The 26,991-nt window shown below is 70.8% G+C and carries 27 protein-coding genes; 16 read left to right on the plus strand and 11 right to left on the minus strand.

The annotated features are described in order from the left end of the window. Positions 1 to 4 precede the first annotated feature (4 nt). Positions 5 to 664 (minus strand): hypothetical protein, encoded by a 660-nt coding sequence (locus tag AC5RVZ_RS03815; RefSeq protein ID WP_494064436.1) that lies wholly within the window; start codon positions 662 to 664, stop codon positions 5 to 7. Between the two features lie 64 nt (positions 665 to 728). Between AC5RVZ_RS03815 and AC5RVZ_RS03820 the strand changes: the two genes are divergently transcribed. Beyond that, positions 729 to 1,676, plus strand: a complete 948-nt coding sequence (locus AC5RVZ_RS03820; protein ID WP_494064437.1) for a DMT family transporter — start codon at positions 729 to 731, stop codon at positions 1,674 to 1,676. A gap of 4 nt (positions 1,677 to 1,680) precedes the next feature. Here AC5RVZ_RS03820 and AC5RVZ_RS03825 read toward each other — a convergent pair whose 3' ends face one another. Both AC5RVZ_RS03825 and msrB read right to left on the minus strand, forming a co-directional pair. Continuing rightward, positions 1,681 to 2,211 (minus strand): nitroreductase family protein, encoded by a 531-nt coding sequence (locus AC5RVZ_RS03825; RefSeq protein ID WP_494064730.1) that lies wholly within the window; start codon positions 2,209 to 2,211, stop codon positions 1,681 to 1,683. Positions 2,212 to 2,258: 47 nt separating this feature from the next. Beyond that, positions 2,259 to 2,666 carry a peptide-methionine (R)-S-oxide reductase MsrB gene (gene msrB / locus AC5RVZ_RS03830; protein WP_494064438.1) on the minus strand — a complete coding sequence of 136 codons (408 nt, stop codon included), beginning with the start codon at positions 2,664 to 2,666 and terminating at the stop codon, positions 2,259 to 2,261. A gap of 102 nt (positions 2,667 to 2,768) precedes the next feature. Here msrB and AC5RVZ_RS03835 point away from each other — a divergent pair, with 102 nt between their 5' ends. The 5 genes from AC5RVZ_RS03835 to groL all read left to right on the plus strand — a co-directional run bounded on the left by AC5RVZ_RS03835 (position 2,769) and on the right by groL (position 6,776). Continuing rightward, the gene (locus AC5RVZ_RS03835) at positions 2,769 to 3,773 is read left to right on the plus strand and encodes a DUF2332 family protein (RefSeq protein WP_494064439.1); all 1,005 of its coding nucleotides are present in this window, start codon (positions 2,769 to 2,771) and stop codon (positions 3,771 to 3,773) included. Between the two features lie 9 nt (positions 3,774 to 3,782). Continuing rightward, entirely contained in the window at positions 3,783 to 4,031 is a 249-nt protein-coding gene (locus AC5RVZ_RS03840; protein WP_494064440.1) for a DUF3263 domain-containing protein, read from the plus strand. A 129-nt stretch (positions 4,032 to 4,160) separates the two neighbouring features. Then, the gene (locus AC5RVZ_RS03845; RefSeq protein ID WP_494064441.1) at positions 4,161 to 4,643 is read left to right on the plus strand and encodes a LytR C-terminal domain-containing protein; all 483 of its coding nucleotides are present in this window, start codon (positions 4,161 to 4,163) and stop codon (positions 4,641 to 4,643) included. 145 nt (positions 4,644 to 4,788) lie between these two features. Further along, positions 4,789 to 4,992 (plus strand): cold-shock protein, encoded by a 204-nt coding sequence (locus AC5RVZ_RS03850; RefSeq protein WP_494064442.1) that lies wholly within the window; start codon positions 4,789 to 4,791, stop codon positions 4,990 to 4,992. Between the two features lie 164 nt (positions 4,993 to 5,156). Beyond that, a complete protein-coding gene (gene groL, locus AC5RVZ_RS03855) occupies positions 5,157 to 6,776 on the plus strand; it encodes a chaperonin GroEL (RefSeq protein ID WP_494064443.1) in 1,620 nt (539 codons plus the stop codon). A 75-nt stretch (positions 6,777 to 6,851) separates the two neighbouring features. On the opposite strand, the gene AC5RVZ_RS03860 is transcribed toward groL, so the two are convergent. The 4 genes from AC5RVZ_RS03860 to AC5RVZ_RS03875 form a co-directional block, all read right to left on the minus strand. Beyond that, the gene (locus tag AC5RVZ_RS03860; RefSeq protein ID WP_494064444.1) at positions 6,852 to 7,139 is read right to left on the minus strand and encodes a WXG100 family type VII secretion target; all 288 of its coding nucleotides are present in this window, start codon (positions 7,137 to 7,139) and stop codon (positions 6,852 to 6,854) included. 157 nt (positions 7,140 to 7,296) lie between these two features. Further along, positions 7,297 to 9,048, minus strand: a complete 1,752-nt coding sequence (locus AC5RVZ_RS03865; RefSeq protein ID WP_494064445.1) for a sensor histidine kinase — start codon at positions 9,046 to 9,048, stop codon at positions 7,297 to 7,299. Between the two features lie 46 nt (positions 9,049 to 9,094). Beyond that, complete coding sequence (locus tag AC5RVZ_RS03870) at positions 9,095 to 9,787, minus strand: response regulator transcription factor (RefSeq protein WP_494064446.1); 693 nt, start codon at positions 9,785 to 9,787, stop codon at positions 9,095 to 9,097. A gap of 68 nt (positions 9,788 to 9,855) precedes the next feature. Beyond that, positions 9,856 to 10,407 (minus strand): TetR/AcrR family transcriptional regulator, encoded by a 552-nt coding sequence (locus AC5RVZ_RS03875; protein ID WP_494064447.1) that lies wholly within the window; start codon positions 10,405 to 10,407, stop codon positions 9,856 to 9,858. Between the two features lie 99 nt (positions 10,408 to 10,506). Between AC5RVZ_RS03875 and AC5RVZ_RS03880 the strand changes: the two genes are divergently transcribed. After that, the gene (locus AC5RVZ_RS03880; RefSeq protein WP_494064448.1) at positions 10,507 to 11,439 is read left to right on the plus strand and encodes an alpha/beta fold hydrolase; all 933 of its coding nucleotides are present in this window, start codon (positions 10,507 to 10,509) and stop codon (positions 11,437 to 11,439) included. On the opposite strand, the gene AC5RVZ_RS03885 is transcribed toward AC5RVZ_RS03880, so the two are convergent. From AC5RVZ_RS03885 to AC5RVZ_RS03895, 3 genes are read right to left on the minus strand one after another with little or no spacing between them, the layout of a single operon-like run. Then, on the minus strand, positions 11,427 to 13,070 hold the full coding sequence (locus AC5RVZ_RS03885; protein WP_494064449.1) for a DNA repair helicase XPB: 1,644 nt from the start codon (positions 13,068 to 13,070) through the stop codon (positions 11,427 to 11,429). The two genes, AC5RVZ_RS03880 and AC5RVZ_RS03885, sit on opposite strands and share 13 nt — an antisense overlap. A 52-nt stretch (positions 13,071 to 13,122) precedes the next feature. Beyond that, positions 13,123 to 14,838, minus strand: a complete 1,716-nt coding sequence (locus AC5RVZ_RS03890; protein ID WP_494064450.1) for a helicase-associated domain-containing protein — start codon at positions 14,836 to 14,838, stop codon at positions 13,123 to 13,125. Then, on the minus strand, positions 14,839 to 15,105 hold the full coding sequence (locus AC5RVZ_RS03895; protein ID WP_494064451.1) for a multidrug ABC transporter ATPase: 267 nt from the start codon (positions 15,103 to 15,105) through the stop codon (positions 14,839 to 14,841). A 148-nt stretch (positions 15,106 to 15,253) separates the two neighbouring features. Here AC5RVZ_RS03895 and AC5RVZ_RS03900 point away from each other — a divergent pair, with 148 nt between their 5' ends. After that, complete coding sequence (locus AC5RVZ_RS03900) at positions 15,254 to 15,637, plus strand: cold-shock protein (protein WP_494064731.1); 384 nt, start codon at positions 15,254 to 15,256, stop codon at positions 15,635 to 15,637. Beyond that, a complete protein-coding gene (locus AC5RVZ_RS03905) occupies positions 15,621 to 16,523 on the plus strand; it encodes a DUF3027 domain-containing protein (RefSeq protein WP_494064452.1) in 903 nt (300 codons plus the stop codon). Before AC5RVZ_RS03900 ends, AC5RVZ_RS03905 begins: the two co-directional genes overlap by 17 nt. A 90-nt stretch (positions 16,524 to 16,613) precedes the next feature. Here AC5RVZ_RS03905 and serC read toward each other — a convergent pair whose 3' ends face one another. After that, on the minus strand, positions 16,614 to 17,729 hold the full coding sequence (gene serC, locus AC5RVZ_RS03910; protein WP_494064453.1) for a phosphoserine transaminase: 1,116 nt from the start codon (positions 17,727 to 17,729) through the stop codon (positions 16,614 to 16,616). 244 nt (positions 17,730 to 17,973) lie between these two features. On the opposite strand from serC, the gene AC5RVZ_RS03915 reads away from it, so the two are divergent. The 7 genes from AC5RVZ_RS03915 to AC5RVZ_RS03945 all read left to right on the plus strand — a co-directional run bounded on the left by AC5RVZ_RS03915 (position 17,974) and on the right by AC5RVZ_RS03945 (position 26,974). Then, positions 17,974 to 18,174 (plus strand): putative endonuclease domain-containing protein, encoded by a 201-nt coding sequence (locus tag AC5RVZ_RS03915; protein ID WP_494064454.1) that lies wholly within the window; start codon positions 17,974 to 17,976, stop codon positions 18,172 to 18,174. Between the two features lie 170 nt (positions 18,175 to 18,344). Further along, positions 18,345 to 19,046, plus strand: a complete 702-nt coding sequence (locus tag AC5RVZ_RS03920; RefSeq protein ID WP_494064455.1) for an iron-dependent transcriptional repressor DtxR — start codon at positions 18,345 to 18,347, stop codon at positions 19,044 to 19,046. A gap of 233 nt (positions 19,047 to 19,279) precedes the next feature. Beyond that, a complete protein-coding gene (locus tag AC5RVZ_RS03925) occupies positions 19,280 to 20,179 on the plus strand; it encodes a M23 family metallopeptidase (protein WP_494064456.1) in 900 nt (299 codons plus the stop codon). 366 nt (positions 20,180 to 20,545) lie between these two features. Beyond that, positions 20,546 to 21,043 carry an HNH endonuclease gene (locus AC5RVZ_RS03930; RefSeq protein ID WP_494064457.1) on the plus strand — a complete coding sequence of 166 codons (498 nt, stop codon included), beginning with the start codon at positions 20,546 to 20,548 and terminating at the stop codon, positions 21,041 to 21,043. 116 nt (positions 21,044 to 21,159) lie between these two features. Then, the gene (gene imuA' / locus AC5RVZ_RS03935; protein WP_494064732.1) at positions 21,160 to 21,933 is read left to right on the plus strand and encodes a DnaE2-dependent mutagenesis accessory factor ImuA'; all 774 of its coding nucleotides are present in this window, start codon (positions 21,160 to 21,162) and stop codon (positions 21,931 to 21,933) included. Between the two features lies 1 nt (position 21,934). Further along, complete coding sequence (locus AC5RVZ_RS03940; RefSeq protein ID WP_494064458.1) at positions 21,935 to 23,524, plus strand: DNA polymerase Y family protein; 1,590 nt, start codon at positions 21,935 to 21,937, stop codon at positions 23,522 to 23,524. A 30-nt stretch (positions 23,525 to 23,554) separates the two neighbouring features. Next, the gene (locus tag AC5RVZ_RS03945) at positions 23,555 to 26,974 is read left to right on the plus strand and encodes an error-prone DNA polymerase (protein WP_494064459.1); all 3,420 of its coding nucleotides are present in this window, start codon (positions 23,555 to 23,557) and stop codon (positions 26,972 to 26,974) included. The last annotated feature ends 17 nt before the right edge of the window (positions 26,975 to 26,991 follow it).

A 26,991-nucleotide genomic window follows, 5' to 3' on the forward strand; every position in this document is an offset into this window, starting at 1 on the left:
CTCGTCACGCCGCCGGCGCGAAGGTGATCTCCACGGGCGTGGCGCCGGTCTCGCGGTCGAACGTGAGCGTGCCGCTGATCTGCGCCGTGCCGTCCGACGGCCCGATGGTGGCGGTGAAGGTCGTCCCGTCGCCCGCGCGGTTGAATTCCGCCAGATCGTCGCCCAGTCGGTCCAGCTGCGAGGCATCCCATCCGAACTCCGCGGACAGGCCCCGCAGGTAGGCCACGGCTCCCGGCCAGCCGCGGACGACGTCGGGCCGCAGCGTGACGGCGATGAGCCGGCCGTCCCGGGACGCCGCTGTGAGGCTCGCGATGTCGTCCAGCACGAACACGTCTTCACCGGCGGCGATGATCGCACGCACGGGACGGCGGAACTCCGCGGACTTGTCGCCGTCGGCAGGGAGCCCGAGCTCTGTGGCCGGCAGTCCGCCCTCGCCGACGCGCACGCGCACGATGCCCTCGACATTGACGTAGTCGAAGCCGGCGTCCGTGAGCATCGTCGATCCGTCGGCAGCCTTCTGATCCGCGGATGCCGCAGGCTGCTCCTGCGTCCACCACGACTGCTGGATCGCCATCGACGCCACGACGACACCCGCGATGATGACGGTGAGCACGGCCGCCGGAAGCCAGGCGAGCAGCGTGCGGGTGCGAGCGGAGACGGCCACGCTCCAGCGTAAACCGGACGTCGCCATGCGTCGCCTCGTGCCGGATGACGGCATCATGGGACGAGTGACCGAACGCCGCATGTCCGCCGCCGTCGCCCTCGGTTCGGCCGCGACCATCGGCATGCTCACCGCGATCCAGGCGCGCATCAACGGCACCCTCGGGGTGCGCCTGGAGAACGGCTTCGTCGCCGCCGTCGTCTCGTTCGGGTCGGGACTGGTGCTGCTGATCGTGCTGTCGGCACTCCTGCCGTCGGGACGCGCCGGATTCGCCCGGCTCGTCGCGGCGCTGCGCGAGCGCGACATCCCGTGGTGGATGCTGGCAGGCGGCGCCGCGGGCGCCTTCACGGTCGCCACACAGGGGCTGGCCGTCGGCGTCATCGGGGTATCCCTGTTCACCGTCGGCATCGTCGCAGGTCAGACGGTCAACGGGCTGCTGCTGGACCGCGTCGGCTTCGGGCCCGCGGGTGTGGTGGCGGTGACGGGACCACGACTGGCCGGAGGAGCGCTGTCACTGGCCGCCGTGGGCCTCGCGCTGGTCGGCGACGGGCTCTCCGAGGTGCCGCTGTGGATGCTCGTGCTGCCGTTCTTCGCCGGCATGGGCATCGCGTGGCAGCAGGCCACCAACGGCAGACTGCGCCAGCGGGTGGGCACGCCGCTCACAGCGACGCTCGTGAACTTCACCGGGGGGACGATCCTGCTCACGGTCGCCGCGCTCATCCATGTGTCGGTCACGCGCCCGCCGGCGGCATTCCCTCCGGATCCCTGGCTCTATCTGGGGGGCGCCATGGGCGTCGTCTACATCTTCATGGCGGCCGCGATCGTGCAGTACACCGGCGTGCTGCTGCTCGGCCTGGGCACCGTGGTCGGCCAGCTGGTGACCTCGCTCGTCCTGGACCTCGTGTGGCCCGCGCCGGCGTCGCCGGGGCTCGCGCAGCAGCTGGCCATGGTGGCCGTCGCGATGGCGTCGGTCGTCGTGGCAGTGGTGCCGTGGAGCCGCCGGCGACGCCGCTGAGTGCTCAGGCCCCCGTGGGCTGCGGCATCCGGGACAGGAAGGCGCGGCCGTCGACGTCCTTGCGGCGCTCGGGCCGCGACGACTCCGGCTTGCCGCCGACGTAGAGCCAGCCCAGCAGCTTCTCGTTCTTCGCCAGGCCGTGCGCCTTGGCGACGGGCTTGGATCGCGTGTAGTGGCCGGTGCGCCACATGACCCCCCACCCGGCCTCATCCAGCAGCAGGCTGAGCGCATGGCCGACCCCCGCGGCGACGGCCTCCTGCTCCCACTTCGGCACCTTGTCGCTCTTGCGGTAGCAGGCGACGATGGCGATGAGCAGCGGCGCGCGCAGCGGCTTGGACGAGGAGCCCTTTTCGCCGAGCGCCTTGTTGATGGCCCGGCCGAGGCGCTCGCGGTCGTCGCCGCGCAGCTCGATCAGCCGCCACGGCTGGAGCGACGAGTGGTCGGCGACGCGGGCGGCCGCGGACACGAGTCGCACCAGCTCCGCGTGCGTCGGCGCCTCGCCGGTCACCTTGGACCAGGAGCGCCGAGCGCGCATCGCCTCCAATGCCGGTCCCACGCGCCGGGGAGGAAGCGTGGGAACGGTCACGCACTCTCCTCGGGCGTGAAGCCGAGGGAGATCGAGTTCATGCAGTAGCGGTCGCCGGTCGGGGTGCCGAAGCCGTCGGGGAAGACGTGCCCGAGGTGGGAGCCGCAGGTGGCGCAGCGCACCTCGGTGCGCACCATCCCGTGGCTGCGGTCCTCCAGCAGCTCGACCGCCTCGGGGCGGACCGACTCGTAGAAGCTCGGCCATCCGCAGTGCGAGTCGAACTTCGTGCCGCTGCGGAACAGCTCCGCGCCGCACGCCGCACACGTGTACAGCCCGGCACGCTGCTCGTCCAGCAGCTCACCGGTCCACGGGCGCTCCGTCCCGGCCTGCCGCAGCACCGCGTACTGCTCCGGCGTCAGCTCGGCTCGCCACTGCTCCTCGCTCTTGTCGACGGCGTAGGTCATGAATCCTCCTCGTTCCCCTCCATTCAACCTCAGCGCTGGACGGGCCGCTCCGTCCGCGCTGGGCGTTCCCCGTGAGCGGCTCCGGTGCGTGAGGATGGCGGAGTGGGAACGGATGTGGTCGCCGTCGCGGAGCGCTACGCGCGGTTCGCCCGTGACGAGGCGCCAGGACGCTCCGAGCTGTACGCGGGATGGGCGGCCGGCGTCGCAGCCGACGAGGAGATCGCGGCGATCATCGCCCGCATCCCCGAGACCCGGCGACAGCCGCCGCTCGTCTTCGCCGTCACCCGCATGCTCGGCGCCCCGGAGCGCGACTTCGCATCGTGGGCGACATGGCTGCGAGCACATGCCGACGACGCCGTGGCGGAGGTCTCGGTGCGCAGCGTCCAGACGAACGAGCCGCAGCGCTGCGCGGCGCTGCTGCCGGCGCTGGCGACCCTCGACGGGCCGGTCGCTCTGCTGGAGATCGGGGCCAGCGCGGGTCTGTGCCTCTACCCGGACCGCTACTCGTACCGGTTCCGCCCGACCGACGCGGGCGACGTCGTGGCGCTGGATCCGCCCGGCGGGGCCTCGCCGGTGCTGCTGGGATGCACCGTGACCGGCGATCCTCCGCTGAGGATGCCCGACGTGGTGTGGCGGGCGGGCGTCGACCTGAGCCCCTTGGACGCGCGGGATGCCGCCGACCGCCGCTTCCTCACCGCGCTGGTGTGGCCGGGCGAGGAGGGCCGGGCTCAGCGCATCGAAGCCGCCCTCGACATCGCCGCGACCGATCCGCCGCTGCTCGTTCCCGGCGACGCCACCGACCCCGAGGTCCTGCTCGCGCTGATCGAGCGCGCGCCGGCCGGCGCGACCCTCGTCGTCACGACGCCCGGCGTCCTCCCGCACATTCCCCGCGCCGGCCGGGATCGCCTCCTGCGGACGCTTCGCGAACTGGACGCGGTCTGGATCTCCATCGACCCGCCCGGGCTGCACGACGCGTGGCGGCCTCCTGTGGACCCCGACGTGTGGAGCGGGTTCGTGCTCGGACGCGACGGCGTGCCGCTGGCCGCCGTGGATCCACTCGGCGGGTTCGTGGAGTGGCGCGCCGGCGGATCGGATGCCGCGGGCTAACGTAACCGCGTGCCCCTCAGTGACCGCGACCGCGCCATCCTCGATTTCGAGGCGGAATGGCGCCGGCACGCGGGCGCCAAGGAGGAGGCGATCCGCGCGGAACTGGGCATCTCGCCGGCGCGCTACTACCAGCTGCTCGGTCGGCTGATCGACACGGCCGAGGCGCAGGCGCACGACCCGATGCTGGTCAAACGCCTGCGGCGGCTGCGGGACGAGCGGCTCAAGGAGCGGCTCAGCCGCGCCGCCGACGCGCGCTGACACGCGCACGGTTCCTCCGGTCCGGCCCGGTAGCATCGTCGGGTGCCGAGTTCGACCTTCCCGCGGGATCGCTTCGACGACCTCCCGGACGCAGACCGAGTCGGCGCACATCGAGCGGAGAATCCGCGCATGCGCGGCTGGGTCGTGCTGCTGTGGGCCGCGCTCGCGACGGTGGTGCTGATCGCGGTCGGCATCTTCGGCACGCTGCTGGCCTCCGGCCGCATCGAACTGGGTCCCGAGCCGACCGCGACGCAGACCCCGGTGCCGCAGGTCACTCCCGTGGTCGACACCTCGTACCACGTGCTCGTCCTCAACGCCACGCCCGAGCAGGGCCTGGCCACGCAGACGAAGGATGACATCGTCTCCGCAGGCTGGCTCGCCGACGCCGTGACTGCGGGCGAGGCGGGATCCGAGGACTTCCCGACCACGACGGTGTTCTACCTCAACCCCGAGGACGAGGGCGCGGCCGCGGGCCTGGCCGGCGTGATCGGCGGAGCGGCGATCGAGCAGAGCGACGCCTACCAGCCGGCGCAGCCCGATGCCCGGCAGCTAACCGTCGTCATCGGGCTGGACCGCACCGCCGCCGGGCAGACGCCGGCGCCCACTCCCTGACCGTTCCGAGGGGCCGCCCGGCGTGAGTGTTTCCGCCGGGTAAACAGTTGTGTTCCCGCGCGTCAACAAGTGGCGAAAACCCGGGAACGCGCCGCGGCCGGTGCATACGATGAAGCCCAGTACCGCCGGCAACAGGAGATTTCGCATGACCCAGGGCACCGTCAAGTGGTTCAACGCCGAGAAGGGCTTCGGTTTCATCACCGGCGCCGACGGCCAGGACGTCTTCGTCCACTACTCGAACATCGACATGACCGGTTTCCGCGTCCTCGAAGAAGGACAGGCCGTGGAGTTCACCGTCGGCGCGGGTCAGAAGGGCCCGCAGGCGGAGTCGGTGCGCGTCGTCGCCTGAGCCGGATCGAAGAAACGGGATGCCGCGAGGCATCCCGTTTCCGTGCGTTTCGGCGTCCGTCCCCGTGGCTTGCACTCGGTAGGTGCGAGTGCCAGAATGATTTAGCACTCGCTATTGTTGAGTGCTAACACCCAAAGCCAACGTTCCGGAGGGACGACACACACATGGCAAAGATCATCGCTTTCGACGAGGAGGCCCGCCGCGGTCTCGAGCGTGGCCTCAACACGCTGGCCGACGCCGTCAAGGTGACCCTCGGCCCGCGCGGTCGCAACGTCGTGCTCGAGAAGAAGTGGGGCGCCCCCACCATCACGAACGACGGTGTCTCGATCGCCAAGGAGATCGAGCTCGACGACCCGTACGAGAAGATCGGCGCGGAGCTCGTCAAGGAGGTCGCCAAGAAGACCGACGACGTCGCCGGTGACGGCACCACCACCGCGACCGTCCTCGCTCAGGCGCTCGTGCGCGAGGGCCTGCGCAACGTCGCGGCCGGCGCCGACCCCATCTCGCTCAAGCGCGGCATCGAGAAGGCCGTCGCGGCCATCACCTCGGAGCTGCTCGCCGGCGCCAAGGAGGTCGAGTCGAAGGACCAGATCGCCGCCACCGCGTCGATCTCGGCCGCTGACGCCGAGATCGGCCAGCTCATCGCCGAGGCCATCGACAAGGTCGGCAAGGAGGGCGTCGTCACGGTCGAGGAGTCGCAGACCTTCGGCACCGAGCTCGAGCTCACCGAAGGCATGCGCTTCGACAAGGGCTACATCAACCCCTACTTCGTCACGGACCCGGAGCGCCAGGAGGCGGTCTTCGAGGACCCGTACATCCTGATCGCGAACCAGAAGATCTCGAACATCAAGGACCTTCTGCCCATCGTCGACAAGGTGATCCAGGACGGCAAGGAGCTCGTCATCATCGCCGAGGACGTCGAGGGTGAGGCGCTGGCCACCCTGGTGCTCAACAAGATCCGCGGCATCTTCAAGTCGGTCGCCGTCAAGGCCCCCGGCTTCGGCGACCGCCGCAAGGCGCAGCTGCAGGACATCGCGATCCTCACCGGCGGCCAGGTCATCACCGAGGAGGTCGGTCTCAAGCTCGAGAACGCCACCCTCGACCTGCTCGGCCGTGCGCGCAAGGTCATCGTCACCAAGGACGAGACCACGATCGTCGAGGGTGCCGGCGACACGGCGCAGATCGAGGGCCGCGTGACCCAGATCCGCCGCGAGATCGAGAACACCGACAGCGACTACGACCGCGAGAAGCTCCAGGAGCGCCTCGCCAAGCTCGCCGGCGGCGTGGCCGTCATCAAGGCGGGCGCGGCCACCGAGGTCGAGCTGAAGGAGCGCAAGCACCGCATCGAGGACGCCGTCCGCAACGCGAAGGCGGCCGTCGAGGAGGGCATCGTCCCCGGTGGTGGCGTCGCGCTCATCCAGTCCGGCAAGAAGGCCTTCGAGTCGCTCGAGCTCTCGGGCGACGAGGCGACCGGTGCGAACATCGTCAAGGTCGCGATCGAGGCTCCGCTGAAGCAGATCGCCCTCAACGCCGGTCTCGAGCCGGGTGTCGTGGCGAACAAGGTCGCGGAGCTCCCGGCCGGCCACGGCCTCAACGCGGCGACCGGCGAGTACGGCGACCTCTTCGCTCAGGGCATCATCGACCCGGCGAAGGTGACGCGCTCGGCGCTGCAGAACGCCGCGTCGATCGCCGGCCTCTTCCTCACCACGGAGGCCGTCGTCGCCGACAAGCCGGAGAAGGCTGCCGCCGCTCCGGCCGACCCCACGGGCGGCATGGACTTCTGATCCAGCCCACACAGGTCGACCGACTGCACCGATGGGCCCCTCCTCCGGGAGGGGCCCATCGGCGTCTGTGCGGCGTCAGCGGAACAGGCTCGCCGCGGCCAGCTCCGTGTCGGCGTACTGCTGTGCCGCGGCAGAGAGGGCCGCATTGATCCCGGCGAGCGAGTCCTCGACCTGTCGCTGAGTCGCCCGCCACTGGTCCACGACCGTATGGAAGGCGACGGAGGCGGATCCGGTCCACGAGCCCTGCAGCTGTGTCAGCTGCGCGAGCATCGCGTTGGACTCGGCCTGCAGCCGGTCGATCGTGCCCCGCACGGCCGCGGTGCTGGCCAGCACCGCGTCACTGTCGACGGAGAAGACGGCCATCGTGCTCCTTTCCGGGTCCGGGCGCATGCCGGACCTCCTGTCGGAAAGCTAGAGCGGGCGCAGCTGGCGCTGCGGTGCGCAACCGGGCTCGGTGGACCGCGACCGGATGGCGTGGGATGTGGAGGAGCCCGCGCGCGAGGACGCGGAGGCAGTGGCTTCAGGACCGGCCCGACGGTCCCGTCGTGCGCGGGCGTGCCAGAGGCTGCGTCTCGAGGTCGACGTGCTCTGCGGCATCCCGCTGCGCGGCCAGGGGCAGCGCGACCCGGAAGGTCGCCCCGCCGCCGGGGGTGTCGCGCACGTCGACCGTGCCGTGCAGCGCTTCCACGATCGACGCCACGATGGACAGGCCCAGGCCCGATCCGCCGGTCTCGCGGGTGCGCGAGGTGTCGGCCCGCCAGAAGCGCTGGAAGATCTTGTCCTTGATCTGGTCGGGAACGCCCTCGCCGTGGTCGATCACCTCGATCCAGCCCATGCGTGCGCGGGTGTCGACTCCGACGCGCAGCTCGATGGGGGAGTCGTCGGCGGTGAAGCGGCGGGCGTTGCCCAGGAGGTTCGTCACCACCTGCCGGATGCGGTTCTCGTCTCCCAGCACGATGGGAAGCAGCGGCTCGGATGGATCCGGATGCTCCGCCGGCGCGAGCGCAGCCATCTGGCCGGTGGGAATGCCGTCGGTCTCGCTCCCCGGTGCCGGCTTGGAGCGGCGGCGCAGGAGCGACAGGGTGGCGCCGGCACGGGCGATCGCGGAGGGACTGCCCGGCCGCCGCTTGTGCTCGGGTTCGGCGGCCGGCGACGTGTCCTCGCGCTCGGCCGGCTCATCGTCGACGACCGTGGTGTCGATGGCCGTGACGGGCCGCATCGGCGAGGCGGCGCGCACATCCAGGGCGGCATCGCGGGCGATGGGGCGCAGATCGACCGGAGCGATGACGACGTCGCGACGCTCGTCGAGGCGTGCCAGAGCGAGCAGGTCCTCCACGAGCAGGCCCATCCGGATCGCCTCCTTCTCGATGCGATCCATCGACTGGGCGATGTCCTCGTCGCCGCGGACGGCTCCCATGCGGTACAGCTCCGCGTAGCCGCGGACGGTCACCAGCGGCGTGCGCAGCTCGTGGCTGGCGTCGCCGATGAACCGGCGCATCTGCCGCACCGTCGCGTCGCGCTGGGAGATGGCCGCGTCCACACGGTCGAGCATGGCGTTGATCGCCGTCTTCAGGCGGCCGACTTCGGTTGTGGTCGGTTCGATGTCGGTCATCCGCTGGCTGAAGTGGCCCGCCGCGATGGCGTCAGCGGTGGACTCCACCTGGCCGAGACTGCGGAAGGTGAGGGTCACCAGGCCCCGGGTCGCGAAGGCGCCGACGACGATCGTGATGATCGCGAGGATGGTGTAGATCCCGAGGAAGGTCGCGACCACCTGATTCACCGGAGCGACCGGCACGGCGACCAGCTGCGGCAGCAGGATGCCGCCGGGCGCCTCGAGCGGAGCCACGCTGGCGCGGAAGCGGGCGCCCGTCGCGGCATCCTGCAGCTCGAACGCTCCGGTGCCTTCGGTGTAGGCCCTCTCGAGGGAGAACTCGGGCGGGAAGTCTGGGTCGGGGCCGCCGCCCCCTGCGGAGGCCAGGAACCTGCCCGGAGCCGCCGCCTGGTACAGCGCGACGTGGTAATCCGAGCGCGGCACGTCGGTCTTCGCGCGCGCGGTGATGTCGTCATCGACGGTCTCGATGTCGAAAAGATTCACGCCGATCTCGGTCGTCGCGACCTGCTGCACGGTGCTGTCGAGGTTCGCGATGAGGGCGGTGCGAAGGAACAGCGTCGCGCCCGCGCCGGTGCCGATGAGACCCAGCGCGAGCACGGCGACGGTCACCCCGGTGACCTTCGCGCGCAGGCTCGTGCCTCGCCACCACCGGGTGACCATGTCGGGCTTGTCTGCCAGCTCGGTCGCCCCCTTCGCTCGGCGCCCGTCAGGCGGTCTTGCCGGCCTTCAGCATGTAGCCGAAGCCGCGCTTGGTCTGGATGAGCGGCTCCGAGGCGTGCGGGTCGATCTTGCGCCGGAGGTACGAGATGTAGCTCTCCACGATGCCGGCGTCGCCGTTGAAGTCGTACTCCCACACGTGATCGAGGATCTGCGCCTTCGACAGCACGCGGTTGGGGTTGAGCATGAGGTAGCGAAGCAGCTTGAACTCCGTGGGGCTCAGGTCGATCGACACGTCGCCCACCTGCACGTCGTGCGTGTCCTGATCCATCGTCAGCTCGCCGGCGCGGATCACCGACTCCTCGTCGGCCTGCATGGTGCGGCGCAGGATCGCCTGGATGCGGGCGACGATCTCGTCGAGGCTGAACGGCTTGGTGACGTAGTCGTCGCCGCCGGCGTTGAGGCCGGTGATCTTGTCCTCGGTCTCGTCCTTGGCGGTGAGGAACAGGATGGGCGCGGTGTATCCGGCGCCGCGGAGTCGCTTGGTGACGCTGAACCCGTTCATGTCGGGAAGCATGACGTCCAGGATGATGAGGTCCGGTTCCTCTTCCAGCACGGCCGAGATCGTCTGGGCGCCGTTGGAGACGGCGCGCACCTGGTAACCGGCGAATCGCAGGCTCGTGATCAGCAGATCCCGGATGTTCGGCTCGTCGTCCACGACGAGGATGCGCGGTGCGGTCATGCCCTCATTATGTCGAGGGTTGGCATGCGCTGGCTGGATATCGACCGGAACGGCCCGATACGGGGGGTTCAGGCCGCGAGGCAGCCGCGTACCGCAACCGCGACGCTCTCCCGCACGGGCGCAGTCGGATCCACGCTCAGCCGGTGCAGGACGATGCCGTCGCTGAACGCCATGAAGGCGTGAAGCGCGGCGTCCGGATGCCGTGCGCCGAGTGCGACGAGGAGGTTCCTGGCCCACGCCGCCATCCCCTCCCGCTGCGCGCGCAGTGGGGCGAAGAGCTCAGGCTCGGCCGCTGCGTCGAGGAAGAGGGCGTATCGCGCGCGCGTGCGCACCGCGTGCGGGCCGGTGAGGAGTTCGATGGCGGCGCTGTACACGTCGATGAAGCCGTCGAGGTCGTCGAACGGCTGCGAAAGGACGGCGCCGATGTCGCGCGTCTCCTGCTCGGCGATCCAAGCGGTGACGCCGGACAGCAGGGCGGCGCGCGTGCGGAAGTGGTTCGAGGTCGAGCCGCGGGGGAGACCCGCGTGGTCGTCCACCCGGGCATGGGTGAGAGCGCGGATGCCTTGATCGCCTACGAGCCGCACGGCGGCATCCAGGGCGCGTTCGCGGGTGGTCGGCACGAGGCGAGCGTAGCAGGCGGACTACACCTATAGTGACTCGGAACTATAAGCGTAGTAGAATTCGTACGAAACACATCCACCACAGAACTGGAGGGCATCATGGACGCTGCACAGTCGCGTCCCGCTTCCACCGCCCGCTCCGCGAACCGGTCGCCCGCCGTGGCCCCACCGGACATGCCGGTGGTGGCGGGGTTCGGCCACCTGTTCATCGAGACTCCCGGTCTGACGACCCACGTGGCGACCGCCGGCGAGGGGGAGCCGGTCGTGATGCTTCACGGCTTCCCGGAGCACTGGTGGCAGTGGCGCACCGTCGGCGCGGGACTCGCGAAGCGCTATCGCGTGATCTGTCCCGACCTGCGTGGTGCGGGATGGACGCGTGCGGAGGTACGGGGCATGACGCGCCTGACCCAGCTGGACGACCTCCTCGCCCTCATGGATGCCATGCAGCTGGAGCGGGTACGACTCGTCGCACACGACCTGGGAGCACTCACCGCGGCGCACCTGGCGTATGCGCATCCCGAGCGCGTGCAGGCGATGGTGATCCTGTCTGTGCCGCCGCCGTTCATGCCCATCACCGTCGGAATGGTCCCCGCCATGCGCCACATCCCGCCGCTGCTGTTCCATCGCCGGGGCCGGTCCATCGCGCACCTGTTCGAGCCGCCGTACGTGGCGAGGCCGATGTCCCCGGCGACCGTCGAGACGTACCTGGCGCCGCAGCGACGCCCCGAGATCGATGCGGCGACCAACGAGATCTACCGGTGGCTCGTCTTCTCGGAGATGCCCCGCATGGCAGGCGGCAGCTATCGCAGGCAGAGGCTGCGCGTTCCGGCACTGTACGCCTTCGGATCGAAGGACAGGCCGCTCACCGCGGAGTTCGTCCGCGAGCACTGCGGCGACACGGCGCGGTACGCCGACCATGTCGAGTTCGTGGAGGCCCCGGACGCCGCGCATTTCATGACGGACGACAACCCGCACGCAGTCGAGGCGCTGATCCGGGACTTCTTCGAGCGGATGGGGCGTCAGGCCGCCTGAAGCTGGTCGGCGTCGAGGATCGTGTACGCGTAGCCCTGCTCGGCGAGGAAGCGCTGACGGTTCTGCGCGAAGTCCTGGTCGACCGTGTCGCGCGCGATCAGCGTGTAGAAGCTCGCCGTGTGACCCGACTGCTTCGGACGCAGCAGGCGGCCGAGGCGCTGGGCCTCCTCCTGGCGCGAGCCGAACGATCCCGACACCTGAATGGCGACGGATGCCTCCGGCAGGTCGATCGAGAAGTTCGCGACCTTCGAGACCACCAGCACGCTGATCTCGCCTTCACGGAACGCCTGGTACAGCTGCTCGCGCTCGTCGACCGGCGTCTGCCCGGTGATCTTCGGCGCGTCCAGCGCCTCGGCGAGGACGTCGATCTGGTCCAGGTACTGCCCGATGATGAGGATGCGCTCGCCGGCGTGGCGCTCCACCAGCCGGCGCACGACGCCGATCTTGGCCGGCGCCGTGGCCGCGAGACGGTAGCGGTCCTCGTCGGCGGCGGCGGCGTACTCGAGGCGGTCACCGGCGGGAAGGTCGACGCGGACCTCGTAGCAGACGGCCGGCGAGATGAACCCCTGCGCCTCGATCTCCTTCCACGGGGCATCGAAGCGCTTCGGGCCGATGAGGCTGAACACGTCGCCCTCGCGCCCGTCCTCGCGCACGAGCGTCGCCGTGAGGCCCAGGCGGCGGCGCGCCTGCAGATCGGCCGTGAGCTTGAAGACGGGAGCGGGAAGCAGGTGGACCTCGTCATAGACGATCAGGCCCCAGTCCAGGGCGTCCAGCAGCGCCAGGTGGGCGTACTGTCCTTTCCGCTTCGCGGTGAGGATCTGATAGGTCGCGATCGTGACCGGCTTGATCTCCTTGGCCTGTCCCGAGTACTCGCCGATCTCCTCGGGCGACAGCGACGTGCGCTTGAGCAGCTCGTCGCGCCACTGCCGGGCGCTGACGGTGTTCGTGACGAGGATGAGCGTCGTCGTCTTGGTCTCCGCCATGGCGCCGGCGCCCACGAGCGTCTTGCCGGCACCGCAGGGCAGCACCACGACACCGGACCCGCCCTCGGTGAACGTGTCGACCGCCTGACGCTGATACGGGCGCAGGTGCCACCCGTTCTCAGCCAGATCGATCGGATGCGGCGTCCCGGGGGTGTACCCGGCGAGATCCTCGGCGGGCCAGCCGATCTTGAGCAGCTCCTGCTTGATCTGGCCGCGGGCCCACGCATCGATGACGAAGGTGTCCTGTGAGGGATGCCCGATGAGCAGCGGCTGGATCCGCTTGTTCTTCGTCACCTCGGCCAGGACCGCGGCATCCGACGAGCGCAGGATCAGCTCGCCGTCGTCGTTGCGCTCGATGACCAGGCGACCGTATCGCCCGACGGTCTCGGCGATGTCGATCGAGACCGACGGCGGCACGGGGAAGCGCGACCAGCGGTCGAGGGTCGCCAGCATGTCCTCGGCGTCGTGTCCGGCCGCCCGCGCGTTCCACAGGCCGAGCCGCGTGATGCGGTAGGTGTGGATGTGCTCGGGGGCGCGCTCAAGCTCGGCGAAGATCGCCAGCTCGTGGCGGGCGCTCTCCGCATCGGGATGGGCGACCTCGAGCAGCACGGTGCGATCGCTCTGGACGATGAGGGGGCCGTCAGCCATAACGGACCAGTCTACCGGCGCGACCGGGTGGCCGGTTCTGCCCGGCGGCGGATCAGACGGCGTGCACGCTCACGATGCTCGACACGGGGAGGGTGCGCTCGATGTCGGCCGCCCTGTCCCGTCCGCGCAGGCGACCGCCGCCGAGGCCCGCCGCTTCGAGTCTGAGCGACCTCTCGGTGCCGTCGGGCATGCGCACGACCACGACGATCTCGGCCCTGGTGCGCACCGCCTGCTCCAGCGCGCGCCCGAGCCACGCCTCCTCGCCGTCGGTCCCGTGACCGCTGCGCAGGGTGGCGATCAGTCGCCCGTAGTCCTCGGCGGGAGACGTTCCTGCGGCGGCCGCCGGGTCGCCCTCGCGGCGGTTCACCCCCACGGGCCGCCCCGACGCATCCAGCGCGACGACGGGGTACCGGGCGTCGGCGAGCGTCCAGTACACGGCGTCGCGCGCGACGCGCGAGGTCAGCGCGCCGTCGTCCGGCAGCAGTCCCAGCGGGCGCAGCGCCTGATCGACGGCCATGGTGTCGAGCATGCCGGCGTCGGTGCTCTCCACGCGGGTGCGCCCGGACGCGTCGTCCGCGCGTACGCGCACGAGTCCATGCCGAGCCGCGGTGCTGTCGATGAGGTATTCCAGCGGCTGAGGGATGCCGGTGAGCGAGATCCGCGCGAGGAACTCGCGGATCGAGGCGGCGGTCTCGCCCTCCGTCATGCCGGCGCCGAGGGACTCCGCCGTGAAGCGGTACGTGGACGCCTGCGCGCGCGACTCGCGGTGGGCGATCGCCCGCAGGCGCAGGTCGAGGGCAGGCGCCAGGGGACCGGGGGCGATCGCGGTCAGATCGGCCTGGAGGTAGACGCGGTCGATCTCGGCGGGAAGGTGCTGCGCCATCGAGGAGGCATCCGCCGGGGCGCCCCGACGCAGGGGCGCGGTCCACGCGAACTCGGCCCCGTCCGCGCCGAACACACCCCACAGGGTCCCGATGCGCTGGAGTCGCGCAGCGCGGTCCGGCCAGGAGGCATCCAGCGGATACGCGCCGGGCCACGACCCGGGCGGCTGGAAGCCGCCGTCCCCGGTGCGCAGGCCCTCCGGCAGGCTCGCTCGGAAGCCCTCGGCGATGACCGTCCAGCGGGCGCCGGTCGCCGCCCTCAGCCACTGTTCACCGGCCTCGGTCACGAGCCATTCCCGGTCCCGAGGGGCGGCGAGCCCCGCCGCCGCGGCGGACAGGAGCAGATCCTCCAGATCATCGGGCGACGCCAGCGCGCCGCTCTCGGTGAGGCGCTTGCGGTCGGCGGCGCTCACCGCGCCGGTCCCCGTCCGGGCGAGCGGCGTGTGCAGGGTCGCCAGCAGGACGTCGGCGAGCGACCCGGCCGTCGAGAACGCCCGCTCGGCCGCCGCCGCGGCAGCGTGCGGATCGGCCTCCGGCGGTGCGCTCCCGTGCTCGGCCGGCGTGAACGCCTCGGGATGGGATGCCCGCGCCGCGTCGATGCGGTCCCGCACGGGGCCGTAAGGTCGCCCCGACTCGTCGACGAGCAGCAGATCGGCGGTGGGGCCCTCGGCGGGAGCCGCGCCGTCCGCGAGCGCGATCAGCGTGGTGCGGTCGAGGCGCGTGAGGGCGCGGTCGATGGACGAGGCATCCAGCAGCCCTTCCGCGGCGTCGAAGAAGTCGTGCCATGAGGCGGACGGGAGGACGCCGCGCGCCGCGAGAGTCTCGGCCAGCGCCGCATCGTCACGGGCCGCCAGCCTCGTCGCCAGTGCACGCGCGTCCGAGATCACTCAGCTCCCTCGGTTGGCTCGCGCCCTCCGCACGAAGCTCATGATGAGCACAGCCAGCATGAGCGCGAAGGCGACGATGGGCGCGACGTACACCAGGACGCCGACGAGGGGCCAGATGCCCGTGCGCATGTCGGCATCAGCCGACGAGGCGATCATGATCGCGAAGAAGCTGACGATGGAGAGCACCAGCAGGCCCAGCGACATGAACGCCAGGATGCGGTCGATCCGACGGACGGGGACGTCCTCGTTCGATGACTTCGTGCTCATCCGTCCCAGCCTAGCGGCTGCCGTCATCGGAAGGGCGTGCTCGCACCCGGTGCCGTAGGCTGGTGCGGTGGGGACCGAGCTCCCCGCATTCGTCATGCTTTGGTTCGCCGGCGCCCCGACAGGGGCGCCCGTTTTCAGTGAGGTCTTGATGCCCACCGGCAAGGTCAGGTTCTACGACGAGGAGAAGGGGTTCGGCTTCATCACCTCCGATGACGGCCAGGACGTCTTCCTGCACGCCACCGCCCTGCCCGCCGGCACGCCTGCTCCGAAGTCCGGCACGCGGCTCGAGTTCGGCGTGGCCGAAGGCAAGCGCGGCCCGCAGGCGCTGTCGGTGCGCGTGCTCGAGGCGCCCGTGAGCCTCGCCAAGCGCACGCGCAAGCCCGCCGACGACATGGCGATCATCGTCGAGGACCTCGTGAAGCTGCTCGACAACATCGGCGGAGACCTGCGGCGCGGCCGCTACCCCAGCGGCTCGCACGCCAAGAAGGTCGCGGCCGTCCTGCGCAAGGTGGCGGATGAACTCGACGCCTGACCCGGTCGGGGACGACACGCCCCAGGCGGACGTCTCGCCGGCCACCGATGCCGTGGACGAGGCTGCGCCTGCGGACCAGGCTGCTCCTGCGCGAGAGGCTGCTGGTGAGGGAGACGCCGAGGCCGCGAACGACGCGGAGCCCGAGCCGGCCGATGCTGCCGGCGAGGCCGCCTCGCGCGACGAGGTCCTGCCCGACCCCGTGCTGCTGGAGGCGCACGACCTCGCCCTCGCGGCACTGCGGGAGATCACGCCGGAGGCCACGATCGGTGTGCCGGCGGGATACCGCGTGGAAGCCGACGGGGTCGTCTCGCTGCGGTTCACGAACCGTCTCGCCGGGTATCCGGGCTGGTTCTGGACAGTGAGCCTCGCGCGTGTCGAAGGCGCAGAGCCCACGGTCCTCGAGGTCGAGCTGCTCCCGGGCGATGGCGCGCTTCTCGCGCCGGAATGGGTTCCGTGGGCGGTGCGCCTGGCGGAGTACCAGGCCGCGCAGGCGGCGGCCGCCGAGGCGGCCCAGTCGGAGCCGACTGAGGACGATGTCGAGACGGACGAGGATCTCGACGACGTCGATGACCTCGATACGTCCGACTTCGACGACGACGGATCGCCGATCCTGCATGCCGGTGACGTCGACGGTGTCGACATCGACGAGCTCGCCGAGGCAGACGACGAGGCCGACGAGGACGACGACGAGTCCGACGAGGACGACGACGAGTCCGACGAGGACGACGACGACTTCGACGAAGACTTCGACGACGAGGACGACGACGAGTCCGACGAGGACGACGACGAGGACGACGAGGACGACGAGTCTGACCTGTCCGACGAGGACGACGACTTCGAAGACGACGACGAGTCCGATGGTGACGACGAGGAGGACCGGCGGTGACTCGCTGATCCGCTGAAACGTCAGAGGGTGGGCGTCCCGCGCGGGACGGCCCACCCTCTTCTCGTTGGATCGGTGAGGGGATCCGCTGGTTCAGCTCATGCGCTCGACGGTGTAGTCGATGCAGCGGATGAGCTGTCGCACGTCGTCCGGCTCGATCGACACGAACGTCGCGATGCGCAGCTGATTGCGTCCGAGCTTGCGATAGGGCTCGGTGTCGACGATGCCGTTGGCGCGGAGGGTCGCGGCCACGGCGGCGGCATCCACCGACTCGTCGAAGTCGACGGTCACGACGACCGGGGAGCGGTCGGCGGGGTCGGCGACGAAGGGCGTCGCGTAGCGGGATGCCTCGGCCCACTCGTACAGCGCTTGGGAGGATTCGCGGGTGCGGGCATCCGCCCAGGTCAGACCGCCGTTGCCGTTGATCCACCGGAGCTGCTCGTCGAGCAGGAAGAGCGTCGCGAGAGCCGGCGTGTTGAGCGTCTGGTTCAGGCGCGAGTTGTCGAGCGCCTGCTTGAGGCTCAGGAACTCGGGGATGTAGCGATCCGACGCCGCACGACGCTCGATGCGTTCGATGGCGGCGGGGGAGACGACAGCGAACCAGAGGCCGCCGTCGGAGCCGAGGTTCTTCTGCGGCGCGAAGTAGTACACGTCCGTCTCGGTCACGTCGAAGTCGATGCCGCCCGCGGCGCTGGTGGCGTCGATCACGGTCAGCGCGCCCTCGTCGCCGTGGACGCGCTGAATCGGGGCGGACACGCCGGTCGAAGTCTCGTTGTGCGGCCACGCGTAGACGTCGACGCCCTCGATGGGCTCAGGGGCGGTGCGCGTTCCGGCGGGCACCTCGCGGACATCGGGCGCAGTCAGCCAGGGCGCCTTGGCGGCCTTGGCGAACTTGCCGCCGAACTCGCCGAACACGAGGTGCTGACTGCGGTCGTCGATGAGGCCGAAGGCCGCGGCATCCCAGAATGCCGTCGAGCCGCCGTTCCCGAGGATGACCTCGTAGCCCTCGGGTGTCCGGAACAGCTCCGCGACACCGGCGCGCACATCGCCGACGAGGTTCTTGACCGTCGCCTGGCGGTGCGAGGTGCCCATCAGCGCGGCACCGCGGGCTGCCAGCGCGTCCAGGTGCGCCGGGATGATCTTCGACGGCCCGCACCCGAACCGTCCGTCGGCGGGCAGGATGTCGCGGGGGAGCTCGATGTGGGGCATCCTCCGATTCTAGAGAGCGCGCCTCCCTGCCTCGGACGGATGCCTCGCGTCGGTGCCGGTCGCGCCACACGATCTCCCAGCAGGAGATGTGCGCGTGCACAGGAGGGATGAGGCCGAGTCCTCCTGCGGAACGCGACAAGTCCTGTGGGCGTCGCATCCTCCACAGGTGGCCGCCCGGCGCGGCTCTGCACGAGATCGGGGTGGCCGGCTCGACGCAGGCGGCGGCGCGCCGATGCTCGGGTGCGTGAACCGGATCGTCGACGCCGTAGCGCGGCAGGGCGGCGTGGTGCGCACGAGCGCACTAGACATCGCGCACGACGCCGCCCTCATGCTGCTGGGGTATCGCGTGATCCGCGTCACCTCTGTGCAGGTGACCCAGCGGTGGCACGAGGTCCAGGACCTCATCATGCGCGCCGTCGCTCAGGGGCTCCATCGCGCTGTCTGAGCACCGCGTCGCGGCATCTCGACAGGAGATGTGGCCCCGTACAGGAGAACCGCCCGGGAAAGGTCCTGTGCAAGAGCGCATCTCCTGCTTCGGACGGATGCCTCGAGTCGGGCCGTCCGCGGCAGAAGATAGGCTGTCATCAGCCCCTTCCACAGCGAGGACACCGCGATATGACCGACCTGATCGACACCACCGAGATGTACCTGCGCACGATCCTCGAGCTCGAAGAGGAGAACATCGTGCCGCTGCGTGCGCGCATCTCGGAGCGGCTGGGACACTCCGGACCCACGGTGTCGCAGACGATCGGCCGCATGGAGCGCGACGGCCTCGTCGTCGTCTCGGAGGACCGCCGACTCGAGCTCACCGACGCGGGCCGGCAGAAGGCCGTCGACGTCATGCGCAAGCACCGGCTCGCGGAGCGACTGCTCTCCGATGTCATCGGACTTGACTGGGCCTACGTGCACGACGAGGCCTGCCGGTGGGAGCACGTCATGAGCGAGCAGGTCGAGCGACGGCTCGTGGAGCTGCTGGGGCATCCCACCGAGTCTCCGTACGGCAATCCCATCCCGGGCCTCGATCAGCTCGGCGACATCCCGGCCAACGGCTTCGAGCAGGGCGTGGTGGGACTGGTGCGCCGCCTGAACGACGCGGGGGAGCCGATCACCGGCACCGTGCGTCGTCTCGCCGAGCCCGCGCAGGTCGACCCGGAGCTGCTGCAGCAGCTGAAGAACGCCGGCGTGGTCCCCGGCGCGACCGGCGACTACCGCTACAGCGAGGGCTACGTGCTCGTGCAGATGGAAGGCAGCGACGAGGGGCTCGAGCTCCCCGTCGAGGTCGCCTCGCACATCTTCCTCGTCGACGACCGCCGCTGACGGCCAGGCGGTGCGCCCGAGTCGCCCAGGACTCTGCCAGGCGCGGAGCGTGACATATTCGTTACCTTCCGGTAGCCTCGGAAAGTCCACCAGGCGAGAAGCCCGCCAACGGACCCCGCGCGGATTGCCTCTCACGGCTCGTCGTCCACGCGTGGTGAAGCCCGCACACCGTGCCCCGAACACCGAGTGCTGACGAGCCAGCGCCACCCGGCGCAGAGGCGCCGGAGGAAAACTTGGCTGAACACAACGATTCGCTCGCGAGCGAACCCGACAACGACGCGACGAGTCTCACCCGACGTGCACGAAGCCGTCGCACGGCGTCCCGCCACCCGCGCGCGGCGACCCCCGCGACCGTCACGGCCACGACCGCCACGGTCGCCAAGCCGGCGGTCAAGCGCGGCGGCGGCATCCGCAAGCCGCTGCGCAGCGTCGTGATCCTGAGCATGGTCGGCGGCCTGGTCGCCACCGTCGCGATCCCCGCCTTCGCCGCGGCTCGTCCGATCGAGGAGCCGGTGACGATCCAGCAGATGGCCCTGGACGACGCGCAGTCGTTCGTCGCGGCATCCGACGCGACGGCGACCGAGCTGTCGCGAGAGAGCTACTCGGCGACCACGGCCGAGGAGATCGAGAAGAAGAAGGCCGCCGAAGCCGCCGCCGAGCGTGCGCGGCTCGCCGCCAAGACGGCATCCGCGTCGGTCGGCGTCAAGGTCGACCTCAGCATGGTCGCCCCCGGCGACGGCGCGGTCCGCTGGCCGCTGACGAACTTCACCAAGGGTGAGGGCTTCGGCACGCGCGGCGGCGCCCACATGGGCGTCGACATGCTCGCGCCCGGCGGCACGCCGATCTTCGCCGCCGCCTCCGGCGTCGTGAAGGTGTCGCAGGAGAGCTACGGCGGCTACGGCGTCGCCGTCGTCATCGAGCACGTGATCAACGGCCAGCGCGTCGGCACCCTCTACGGGCACATGACCTACGGCAGCCGTCAGGTCGTCCCCGGACAGACCGTCGAGGCGGGCCAGGTCATCGGCCTCGTGGGCAGCACCGGTCGCTCGACCGCGAACCACCTGCACTTCGAGACGTACGTCAACGGCTCCAACGTCGACCCATGGGCGTGGCTTCAGGCCAACGCCGGCTGAGCGTCGTCGATCCCGGACGAACCCTTTCGATCCCGAACGGATGCTCCTTCCGCGGTGCGGAGGGAGCATCCGTTCGTCGACACGCCATAACGGGTTCATCACCGCTCGACCCTCACCCCGCTGTGGTGGGTTAGCCTGATCCCGACGCTGAGAGAGCGGAGGGAGCCGATGGGCTGCACACCACGCATCCGCACCATGGATGCGCTCGGACGCCTCGTCCTTCGGCATTGCACGAGTGGACCCCACGGCCATGCCGTGGCGCCAAGGCGCTGTCTGTAGACAGCGCCTTTTTTCATGCCCCTGCGCGCTCGATCGTCGCTGTTTCGAATACCGAGAAGCCGTCCCGGCCATTCGAGAGGAAGATCGATGCGCACTCTGGTGCTGAACGCGGGCTACGAGCCGCTCGCCGTCGTGTCGTTCAAGCGGGCGCTGGTGCTCGTGATGAACGAGAAGGCCACGGTGATCGAACACACCGAGGCAGATCCGGTGTGGGGCACCAGACGGTCCTATGACAGACCCTCGGTGATCATCCTCACCCGGTACGTGCGCGTGCCGGGAGGGCGACGCGTTCCGGTGACCAGACGCGGCGTGCTGCGGCGCGACAATCACCGGTGCGCATACTGCGGCAAGGCGGCGTCGACCATCGACCACGTCCTGCCGCGGTCGCGGGGCGGTGCGGATTCGTGGGAGAACCTCGTGGCGTGCTGCCTGCGCTGCAACAACATCAAGGGCGACCGCACCCCGCAGGAGATGAACTGGGAGCTGCGGTTCACCCCGCGCCCGCCGCACGGTGCGCAGTGGACGGTGCGGGGCACCGAGCGCACCGATCCGCGGTGGGAACCGTACCTCGCACTCGCCGCCTGAGCAAGCCCTCCTGAGCAATCCCGACTCTCGAACATAACTGTCGGAAGTGGGGGTTACTCTCGTACCCTGCGATTGAAGCAGTAGAACATGTGTTCTATTCTGTGGGGGTGAGAGGGATCGTGCAGCTCACGGCATCGTACGTCGAGGAGCCGGTCCGTCAGGTGACGGGCGAGGTCGCTCGACTGCGGGCTCAGCTCGAGCGGGTGCAGGGGCGCCGGCTCGACCCGACCGTGCTGCCGGTCCACCCCGCCCTCGCCTCGCTCCTTCCCGGCGGCGGACTGCGTCCGGGCTCGGCGTACTCCCTGCCCCGGTCCACGTCGCTCCTCCTGGCTCTGCTCGCGCAGCCATCGCAGTCCGGCTCCTGGTGCGCCGTCGTGGGGATGCCTCGGCTCGGCGCCGAGGCGGCCGAAGGGCTGGGGGTCGACCTGTCACGGCTCGTGCTCGTTCCCGATCCAGGTCCGCGGTGGCTGACGGTCACCGCCACGATCGCCGAGGTGATCCCGGTGGTCGCGGTGCGTCCCACGAGCCGGGTCGCCGACGGCGAGATCGCGCGTCTGGCGGCACGGCTGCGGGACCGCGGCGCGGTGCTGCTGGTGCAGGGGCCCTGGCCGCAGGCCGAGGCGGTGCTCGAGGTCGCCGATCCGGTGTGGTCGGGCGTGGAGCGCGGGCACGGGTATCTCGCCGGTCGCGAGGTGACGCTCACCGCGGCGAGCAAGCGCTGGCCGCGCTCTCGCCGTGCGCGCGTGATGCTGCCCGACGCCGCGGGGCACGTCTCGGCCGCGCCCGGGCATGCCGGGGAGCGCCTGCGGCCCGTCGGCGAGCGCGCCGATGCCGCGGCCGGCGTCGTCGAGGAGCGGTTCGTCCCCCTCGAAGCGAGGGCGGTCGGCTGACATGGCTCTGGAGTCGCCCGTGCGGAGCCTCGTGCTGTGGTTCCCCGACTGGCCGATCACGGCGCTCACGCGGGATGCCACCCCGCCGATCGAGCCCGACCGGCCGGTCGCCGTGGTCGAGCACAACCTCGTCGTGGCCTGCTCCGCCGCCGCGCGCGCCGAAGGGGTGCGCCGCGATCAGCGCCGTCGTGACGCGCAGGCGCGATGTCCGAATCTCGTCATCGTCCCCGCGGACGCCGCGCGCGATCATCGCGCGTTCGCCCCGGTCGTGTCGCTGATCGAGGAGAAGGCTCCCGGGGTGCAGCTGATCCGCCCGGGACTGTGCGCGCTGCGTGCCCGCGGCCCGGCCCGGTACTACGGCGGCGAGATCGAGGCCGCCCGCGTGCTGCTCGGTGCGCTGCGCGACATCGGGCTCGAGGGGGTGCGAGCCGGCATCGCCGACGGCCCGTTCACCGCCGAGCAGGCGGCACGGTACGCCGCTCGGGCGGACGACCCGGTGTTCGCGGTGCCCGCGGGGGGAGCGGCGGGCTTCCTCGCTCCGCTGTCGATCGCGGCGCTGGAGTCGTCGTCGTCTCCCGGCCGCGACGCCGCCGACATGGTGGGACTCCTCGCGCGGCTGGGCATCCAGACGCTGGGCGGCTTCGCGGCGATGGAGCCCGACCGGGTGCGCGAGCGGTTCGGGGAGCGTGGCATCCGGATGCACGCGCTCGCCGCCGGGCGGGATTCCCGTCCCGTCGAGCCGCGCATCCCGCCGCCGGAGCTGCAGCGCGAGGTCGCGTTCGAGCCTCCGCTCGAGATCGCCGATCAGGTCGCGTTCGGGATGCGGCTGACCGCCGACGCGTTCATCTCGGGGCTGGGTGCGGTCGATCTGGTCTGCACCGAGCTGCGGGTCGAGCTCGTCGGCGATCGCGGTGAGCGCAGTGAGCGGGTGTGGCTGCATCCCGGTTCGTTCGACGCCGCCGCGGTGGTCGACCGCGTGCGCTGGCAGCTCGCGGAGGAGCAGGAGGCGCTCCGCAGCGGGGTGGCGCTCGTGCGGATCTCTCCCGAAGCGGTGGACGACGCCTCCCATCACGCCCCCGCCATCTTCGGCGGCGGTCCCGAGGAGCGCGTGCACCACGCGCTGTCGCGCGTGCAGGCGATGCTCGGGCACCGCGGCGTGCTGACCCCCGCGATCGGCGGCGGCCGCTGGCTGACCGAGCGGCAGGTGCTGGTGCCGTGGGGCGACCGTCACCCGAAGGGAGCCGACGGGCTCGCCGCGCAGCGGTCGCGGCCGTGGCCGGGGAGTCTTCCCGACCCGCTGCCGGCGACGGTGTTCGCCGAACCGGTGCCTGTGGACGTGCGGGCGCTGGGCGATGCGCTCATCGACGTCGACGAGCGCGGCAGCGTGTCGGCGGTGCCGGCGTTCCTGATCGAGAGCGGCCGCCGTCGCGCGATCGAGGCGTGGGCGGGTCCCTGGCCCGTGATCGAGAGGGGATGGGATGCCGCGCGCGCCCGCCGTGCGCACCGGTTCCAGGTCGTCGACGTCGAGGGCGGAGCGTGGCTGCTGGTGTGCGAGGGCGACGCCTGGACCGCGGAGGCCGTCTATGACTGAGCAGCGTCGCCCTGTCGAGGGACCGCGCTGATGGGCTTCAACAACCCCGGGGTGTCGTGGTCCGAGCTGGAGCGCGTGCTGAGCGGACGCCGCCGGCCGGGCAGTCCGCCCGCGGGCGCGGACGGCGGGGACAGCCCGGCATGGTCGCACAAACGCGGACCGTACGTCGCCCCGCCGATCGAGCGTCCGGCCGAGGCGATCCCGTACGCCGAGCTGCACGCGCATTCGTCGTTCTCGTTCCTCGACGGCGCTTCCTCCCCCGAGGAGCTCGCGGAGGAGGCCGAGCGCCTGGGGCTGCACGCGCTCGCGATCACCGATCACGACGGCTTCTACGGCATCGTGCATTTCGCCGAGGCCGCCGAGTCGATGCGGTTGAAGACCGTGTTCGGGGCCGAGCTGTCGCTGGGGCTGCCCGGACCTCAGAACGGCGAGGCCGACCCGGTCGGCACGCACCTGCTGGTGCTCGCACGCGGCGAGGAGGGCTACCACCGGCTCGCCGGGGCCATCACCCACGGCCAGCTGCAGGGGCAGGAGAAGGGGCGGCCGCTCTACGACCTCGAGGAGCTCGCCGCGCAGGCGGCGGGGGAGTGGGCCGTGCTCACCGGCTGCCGCAAGGGCGCTGTCCGTCAGGCGCTCGCCGAGCGCGGACCGGATGCCGCCGCCCGCGAGCTGGACCGGCTCATCGCGCTGTTCGGGCGCGATGCGGTGCACGTCGAGCTCATCGACCACGGCAATCCGCTCGACACCCGCGACAACGACGTGCTCGCGGGTCTGGCGCGCGAGCGCGGGCTGCCCCTGCTCGCGACGAACAACGTCCACTACGCCGTGCCGCAGCGGCAGCTGCTGGCCGCCGCCGTCGCGGCGGTGCGCGCCAACCGCGGGCTCGACGAGCTCGACGGCTGGCTGCCCTCGCACGCCGGTGCGCATCTGCGTTCGGGAGCGGAGATGGCGGAGCGGTTCGTCCGGTTCCCCGATGCCGTGGCGCGCACCGTGACCTTGGCTGACGAGCTGGCGTTCCCGCTGCGGCGCGCCAAGCCCGCGCTGCCGCGGCAGCAGGTGCCGGACGGGCACACGCCGATGTCGTGGCTGCGCACGCTCGTCTGGGACGCGGTGCCGCGCAAGTACCCCGATCTCACGCCCGAGGACCGGGACCGCATCGAGCGTGAGCTCGGCGTGATCGAGATGAAGGACTTCCCCGGCTATTTCCTGATCGTGCACGGCATCGTGCAGGAGGCGCGGCGGCGCGGCATCCTGTGCCAGGGGCGCGGCTCGGCGGCCAACAGCGCCGTCTGCTACCTGCTCGACATCACGGCGGTCGATGCGATCGCCTACCGGCTGCCGTTCGAGCGGTTCCTGTCGAGCCTGCGCGACGAGGAGCCCGATATCGACGTGGACTTCGACTCCGACCGCCGGGAGGAGATCATCCAGTGGGTCTATGCCACCTACGGACGCGAGCGGGCGGCGCAGGTCGCGAACGTCATCCAGTACCGGCCCAAGAACGCCGTCCGCGACATGGCCAAGGCGCTCGGGCATTCGCCCGGTCAGCAGGACGCCTGGTCCAAGCAGGTCGAGGGATGGGGTGCTCACCTCGACACGGCCGCGGGCCACGACATCCCCGACCAGGTGATCGAGTTCGCCGGCGAGCTGCTGAAGGCGCCGCGGCACCTGGGCATCCACTCCGGCGGGATGGTGCTCACCGACCGGCCCGTCGGCGAGGTCGTGCCGATCGAGCACGCGCGCATGGAGAACCGCACCGTGATCCAGTGGGACAAGGACGACGCCGCCTGGATGGGACTGGTCAAGTTCGATCTGCTGGGGCTCGGGATGCTGGCGGCTCTGCAGTACTGCTTCGACATGGTCCGCGCCTCGACGGGGGAGGACTGGGAGCTGTCGACGATCCCGAAGGAGGAGAAGGCGGTCTACGACATGCTGTGCCGCGCCGACGCGGTGGGCGTCTTCCAGGTCGAATCGCGTGCGCAGATGGGACTGCTGCCCCGGCTGCAGCCACGCGAGTTCTACGACCTCGCGATCGAGATCGCCCTCATCCGGCCCGGTCCCATCCAGGGCGGTGCGGTGCACCCGTTCGTGCGGCGCAAGCTCGGCGTGGAGCAGACGACGTATCCGCATCCGAAGCTCAAGCCGGTGCTGGAGCGCACGCTGGGTGTGCCGGTGTTCCAGGAGCAGCTCATGCAGATGGGCATGGTCATCGGCGGACTCAGCGGCGAGGACGCGGATCTGCTGCGCCGGGCGATGGGCTCCAAACGCGGCGTGGAGCGCATCGAGTCGCTGAAGGAGAAGCTGTACGCGGGCATGGCCGAGAACGGCCTGGTGGGGGATGCCGCCGACGCGATCTACGCCAAGATCCAGGCATTCGCGAACTTCGGGTTCGCCGAATCGCATTCGCTGTCGTTCGCGCTGCTGGTGTACGCGAGCTCCTGGATCAAGCTGCACTACCCCGCGGCGTTCCTCGCGGGACTGCTGCGCGCGCAGCCGATGGGGTTCTACTCGCCGGCGACCCTGGTGGCCGACGCCCGGCGTCACGGCGTGGACGTGCGCCGCCCCGACCTGCTCGCGTCAGGGGTGGACGCGCTGCTCGAGCCGGAGGACCCAGCGCGTTTCGGCTCGTCGCTGCGCACGCCCGGAGCCACCGGCCTCGACAGCTGCCTTGATCGCCACCAGCCTCCGGTGGGGCTGTTCGACATCGCCGCGCCCGACGAATCCGCCGCGCATCGGCGGGACGGGCATTTCGCGGTGCGGCTGGGCCTGGCGGGAGTGAAGGGGATCGGGAAGGCCGTCGCGCAGCGCATCGTCGCTGAGCGGGAGCGAGGGGGCGACTTCCGCGACCTGCGTGACCTGGTGCGCCGCACCGGCGTCAGCGCCGCGCAGCTGGAGGCGCTCGCGACGGCGGGGGCGTTCGAGTGTCTGGGGCACAGCCGCCGGGAGGCGATCTGGCTCGCCGGCTCCGCCGCGCAGGACCGACCGGAGTTCTTGCCGGACTCCCTCGTGGCGGTGCAGCCGCCGCTGTTCACGGACCAGACGAGCTACGAGATCCTGGCCGCGGATCTGTGGGCCACCGGCATCTCGGCCGACGACCACCCCATGACGCACTACCGCTCCGGATTGGACGCACGGGGGGTGCTCACCTCTCGAGAGCTGCGCGCGCACGAGCCCGGGCGACGCATCGAGGTGGCAGGGCTGGTCACCCATCGGCAGCGGCCGGCGACAGCCTCCGGGGTCACGTTCATCAACCTCGAAGACGAGCACGGGTTGGTCAACATCGTCTGCTCGGTCGGAATGTGGAACAAGTACCGCCGGATCGTGCGGGACGCTCCGGCGCTGATCGTGAGAGGCATCCTGGAACGCTCGACGGAAGGGGTGACCAACCTCGTCGCCGATCGCTTCGAGGACCTGCGGCTGGGAGTGCAGCACCGGGCGCGGGACTTCCGCTGATGGAAGTGCGCGAAACG

It is taken from the genome of Arthrobacter sp. Cza30, assembly GCF_059090765.1.

Bases quoted from the DNA above. Each gene is read 5' to 3' on its own strand.
- AC5RVZ_RS03825 (WP_494064730.1), bottom strand. From the start codon at position 2,211: ATGCGCGCTCGGCGCTCCTGGTCCAAGGTGACCGGCGAGGCGCCGACG.
- msrB (WP_494064438.1), bottom strand. From the start codon at position 2,666: ATGACCTACGCCGTCGACAAGAGCGAGGAGCAGTGGCGAGCCGAGCTG.
- AC5RVZ_RS03845 (WP_494064441.1), top strand. From the start codon at position 4,161: ATGCGCGGCTGGGTCGTGCTGCTGTGGGCCGCGCTCGCGACGGTGGTG.
- AC5RVZ_RS03850 (WP_494064442.1), top strand. From the start codon at position 4,789: ATGACCCAGGGCACCGTCAAGTGGTTCAACGCCGAGAAGGGCTTCGGT.
- groL (WP_494064443.1), top strand. From the start codon at position 5,157: ATGGCAAAGATCATCGCTTTCGACGAGGAGGCCCGCCGCGGTCTCGAG.
- AC5RVZ_RS03860 (WP_494064444.1), bottom strand. From the start codon at position 7,139: ATGGCCGTCTTCTCCGTCGACAGTGACGCGGTGCTGGCCAGCACCGCG.
- AC5RVZ_RS03865 (WP_494064445.1), bottom strand. From the start codon at position 9,048: ATGGTCACCCGGTGGTGGCGAGGCACGAGCCTGCGCGCGAAGGTCACC.
- AC5RVZ_RS03870 (WP_494064446.1), bottom strand. From the start codon at position 9,787: ATGACCGCACCGCGCATCCTCGTCGTGGACGACGAGCCGAACATCCGG.
- AC5RVZ_RS03880 (WP_494064448.1), top strand. From the start codon at position 10,507: ATGGACGCTGCACAGTCGCGTCCCGCTTCCACCGCCCGCTCCGCGAAC.
- AC5RVZ_RS03885 (WP_494064449.1), bottom strand. From the start codon at position 13,070: ATGGCTGACGGCCCCCTCATCGTCCAGAGCGATCGCACCGTGCTGCTC.
- AC5RVZ_RS03895 (WP_494064451.1), bottom strand. From the start codon at position 15,105: ATGAGCACGAAGTCATCGAACGAGGACGTCCCCGTCCGTCGGATCGAC.
- AC5RVZ_RS03900 (WP_494064731.1), top strand. From the start codon at position 15,254: ATGCCCACCGGCAAGGTCAGGTTCTACGACGAGGAGAAGGGGTTCGGC.
- AC5RVZ_RS03905 (WP_494064452.1), top strand. From the start codon at position 15,621: ATGAACTCGACGCCTGACCCGGTCGGGGACGACACGCCCCAGGCGGAC.
- serC (WP_494064453.1), bottom strand. From the start codon at position 17,729: ATGCCCCACATCGAGCTCCCCCGCGACATCCTGCCCGCCGACGGACGG.
- AC5RVZ_RS03920 (WP_494064455.1), top strand. From the start codon at position 18,345: ATGACCGACCTGATCGACACCACCGAGATGTACCTGCGCACGATCCTC.
- AC5RVZ_RS03930 (WP_494064457.1), top strand. From the start codon at position 20,546: ATGCGCACTCTGGTGCTGAACGCGGGCTACGAGCCGCTCGCCGTCGTG.
- AC5RVZ_RS03940 (WP_494064458.1), top strand. From the start codon at position 21,935: ATGGCTCTGGAGTCGCCCGTGCGGAGCCTCGTGCTGTGGTTCCCCGAC.
- AC5RVZ_RS03945 (WP_494064459.1), top strand. From the start codon at position 23,555: ATGGGCTTCAACAACCCCGGGGTGTCGTGGTCCGAGCTGGAGCGCGTG.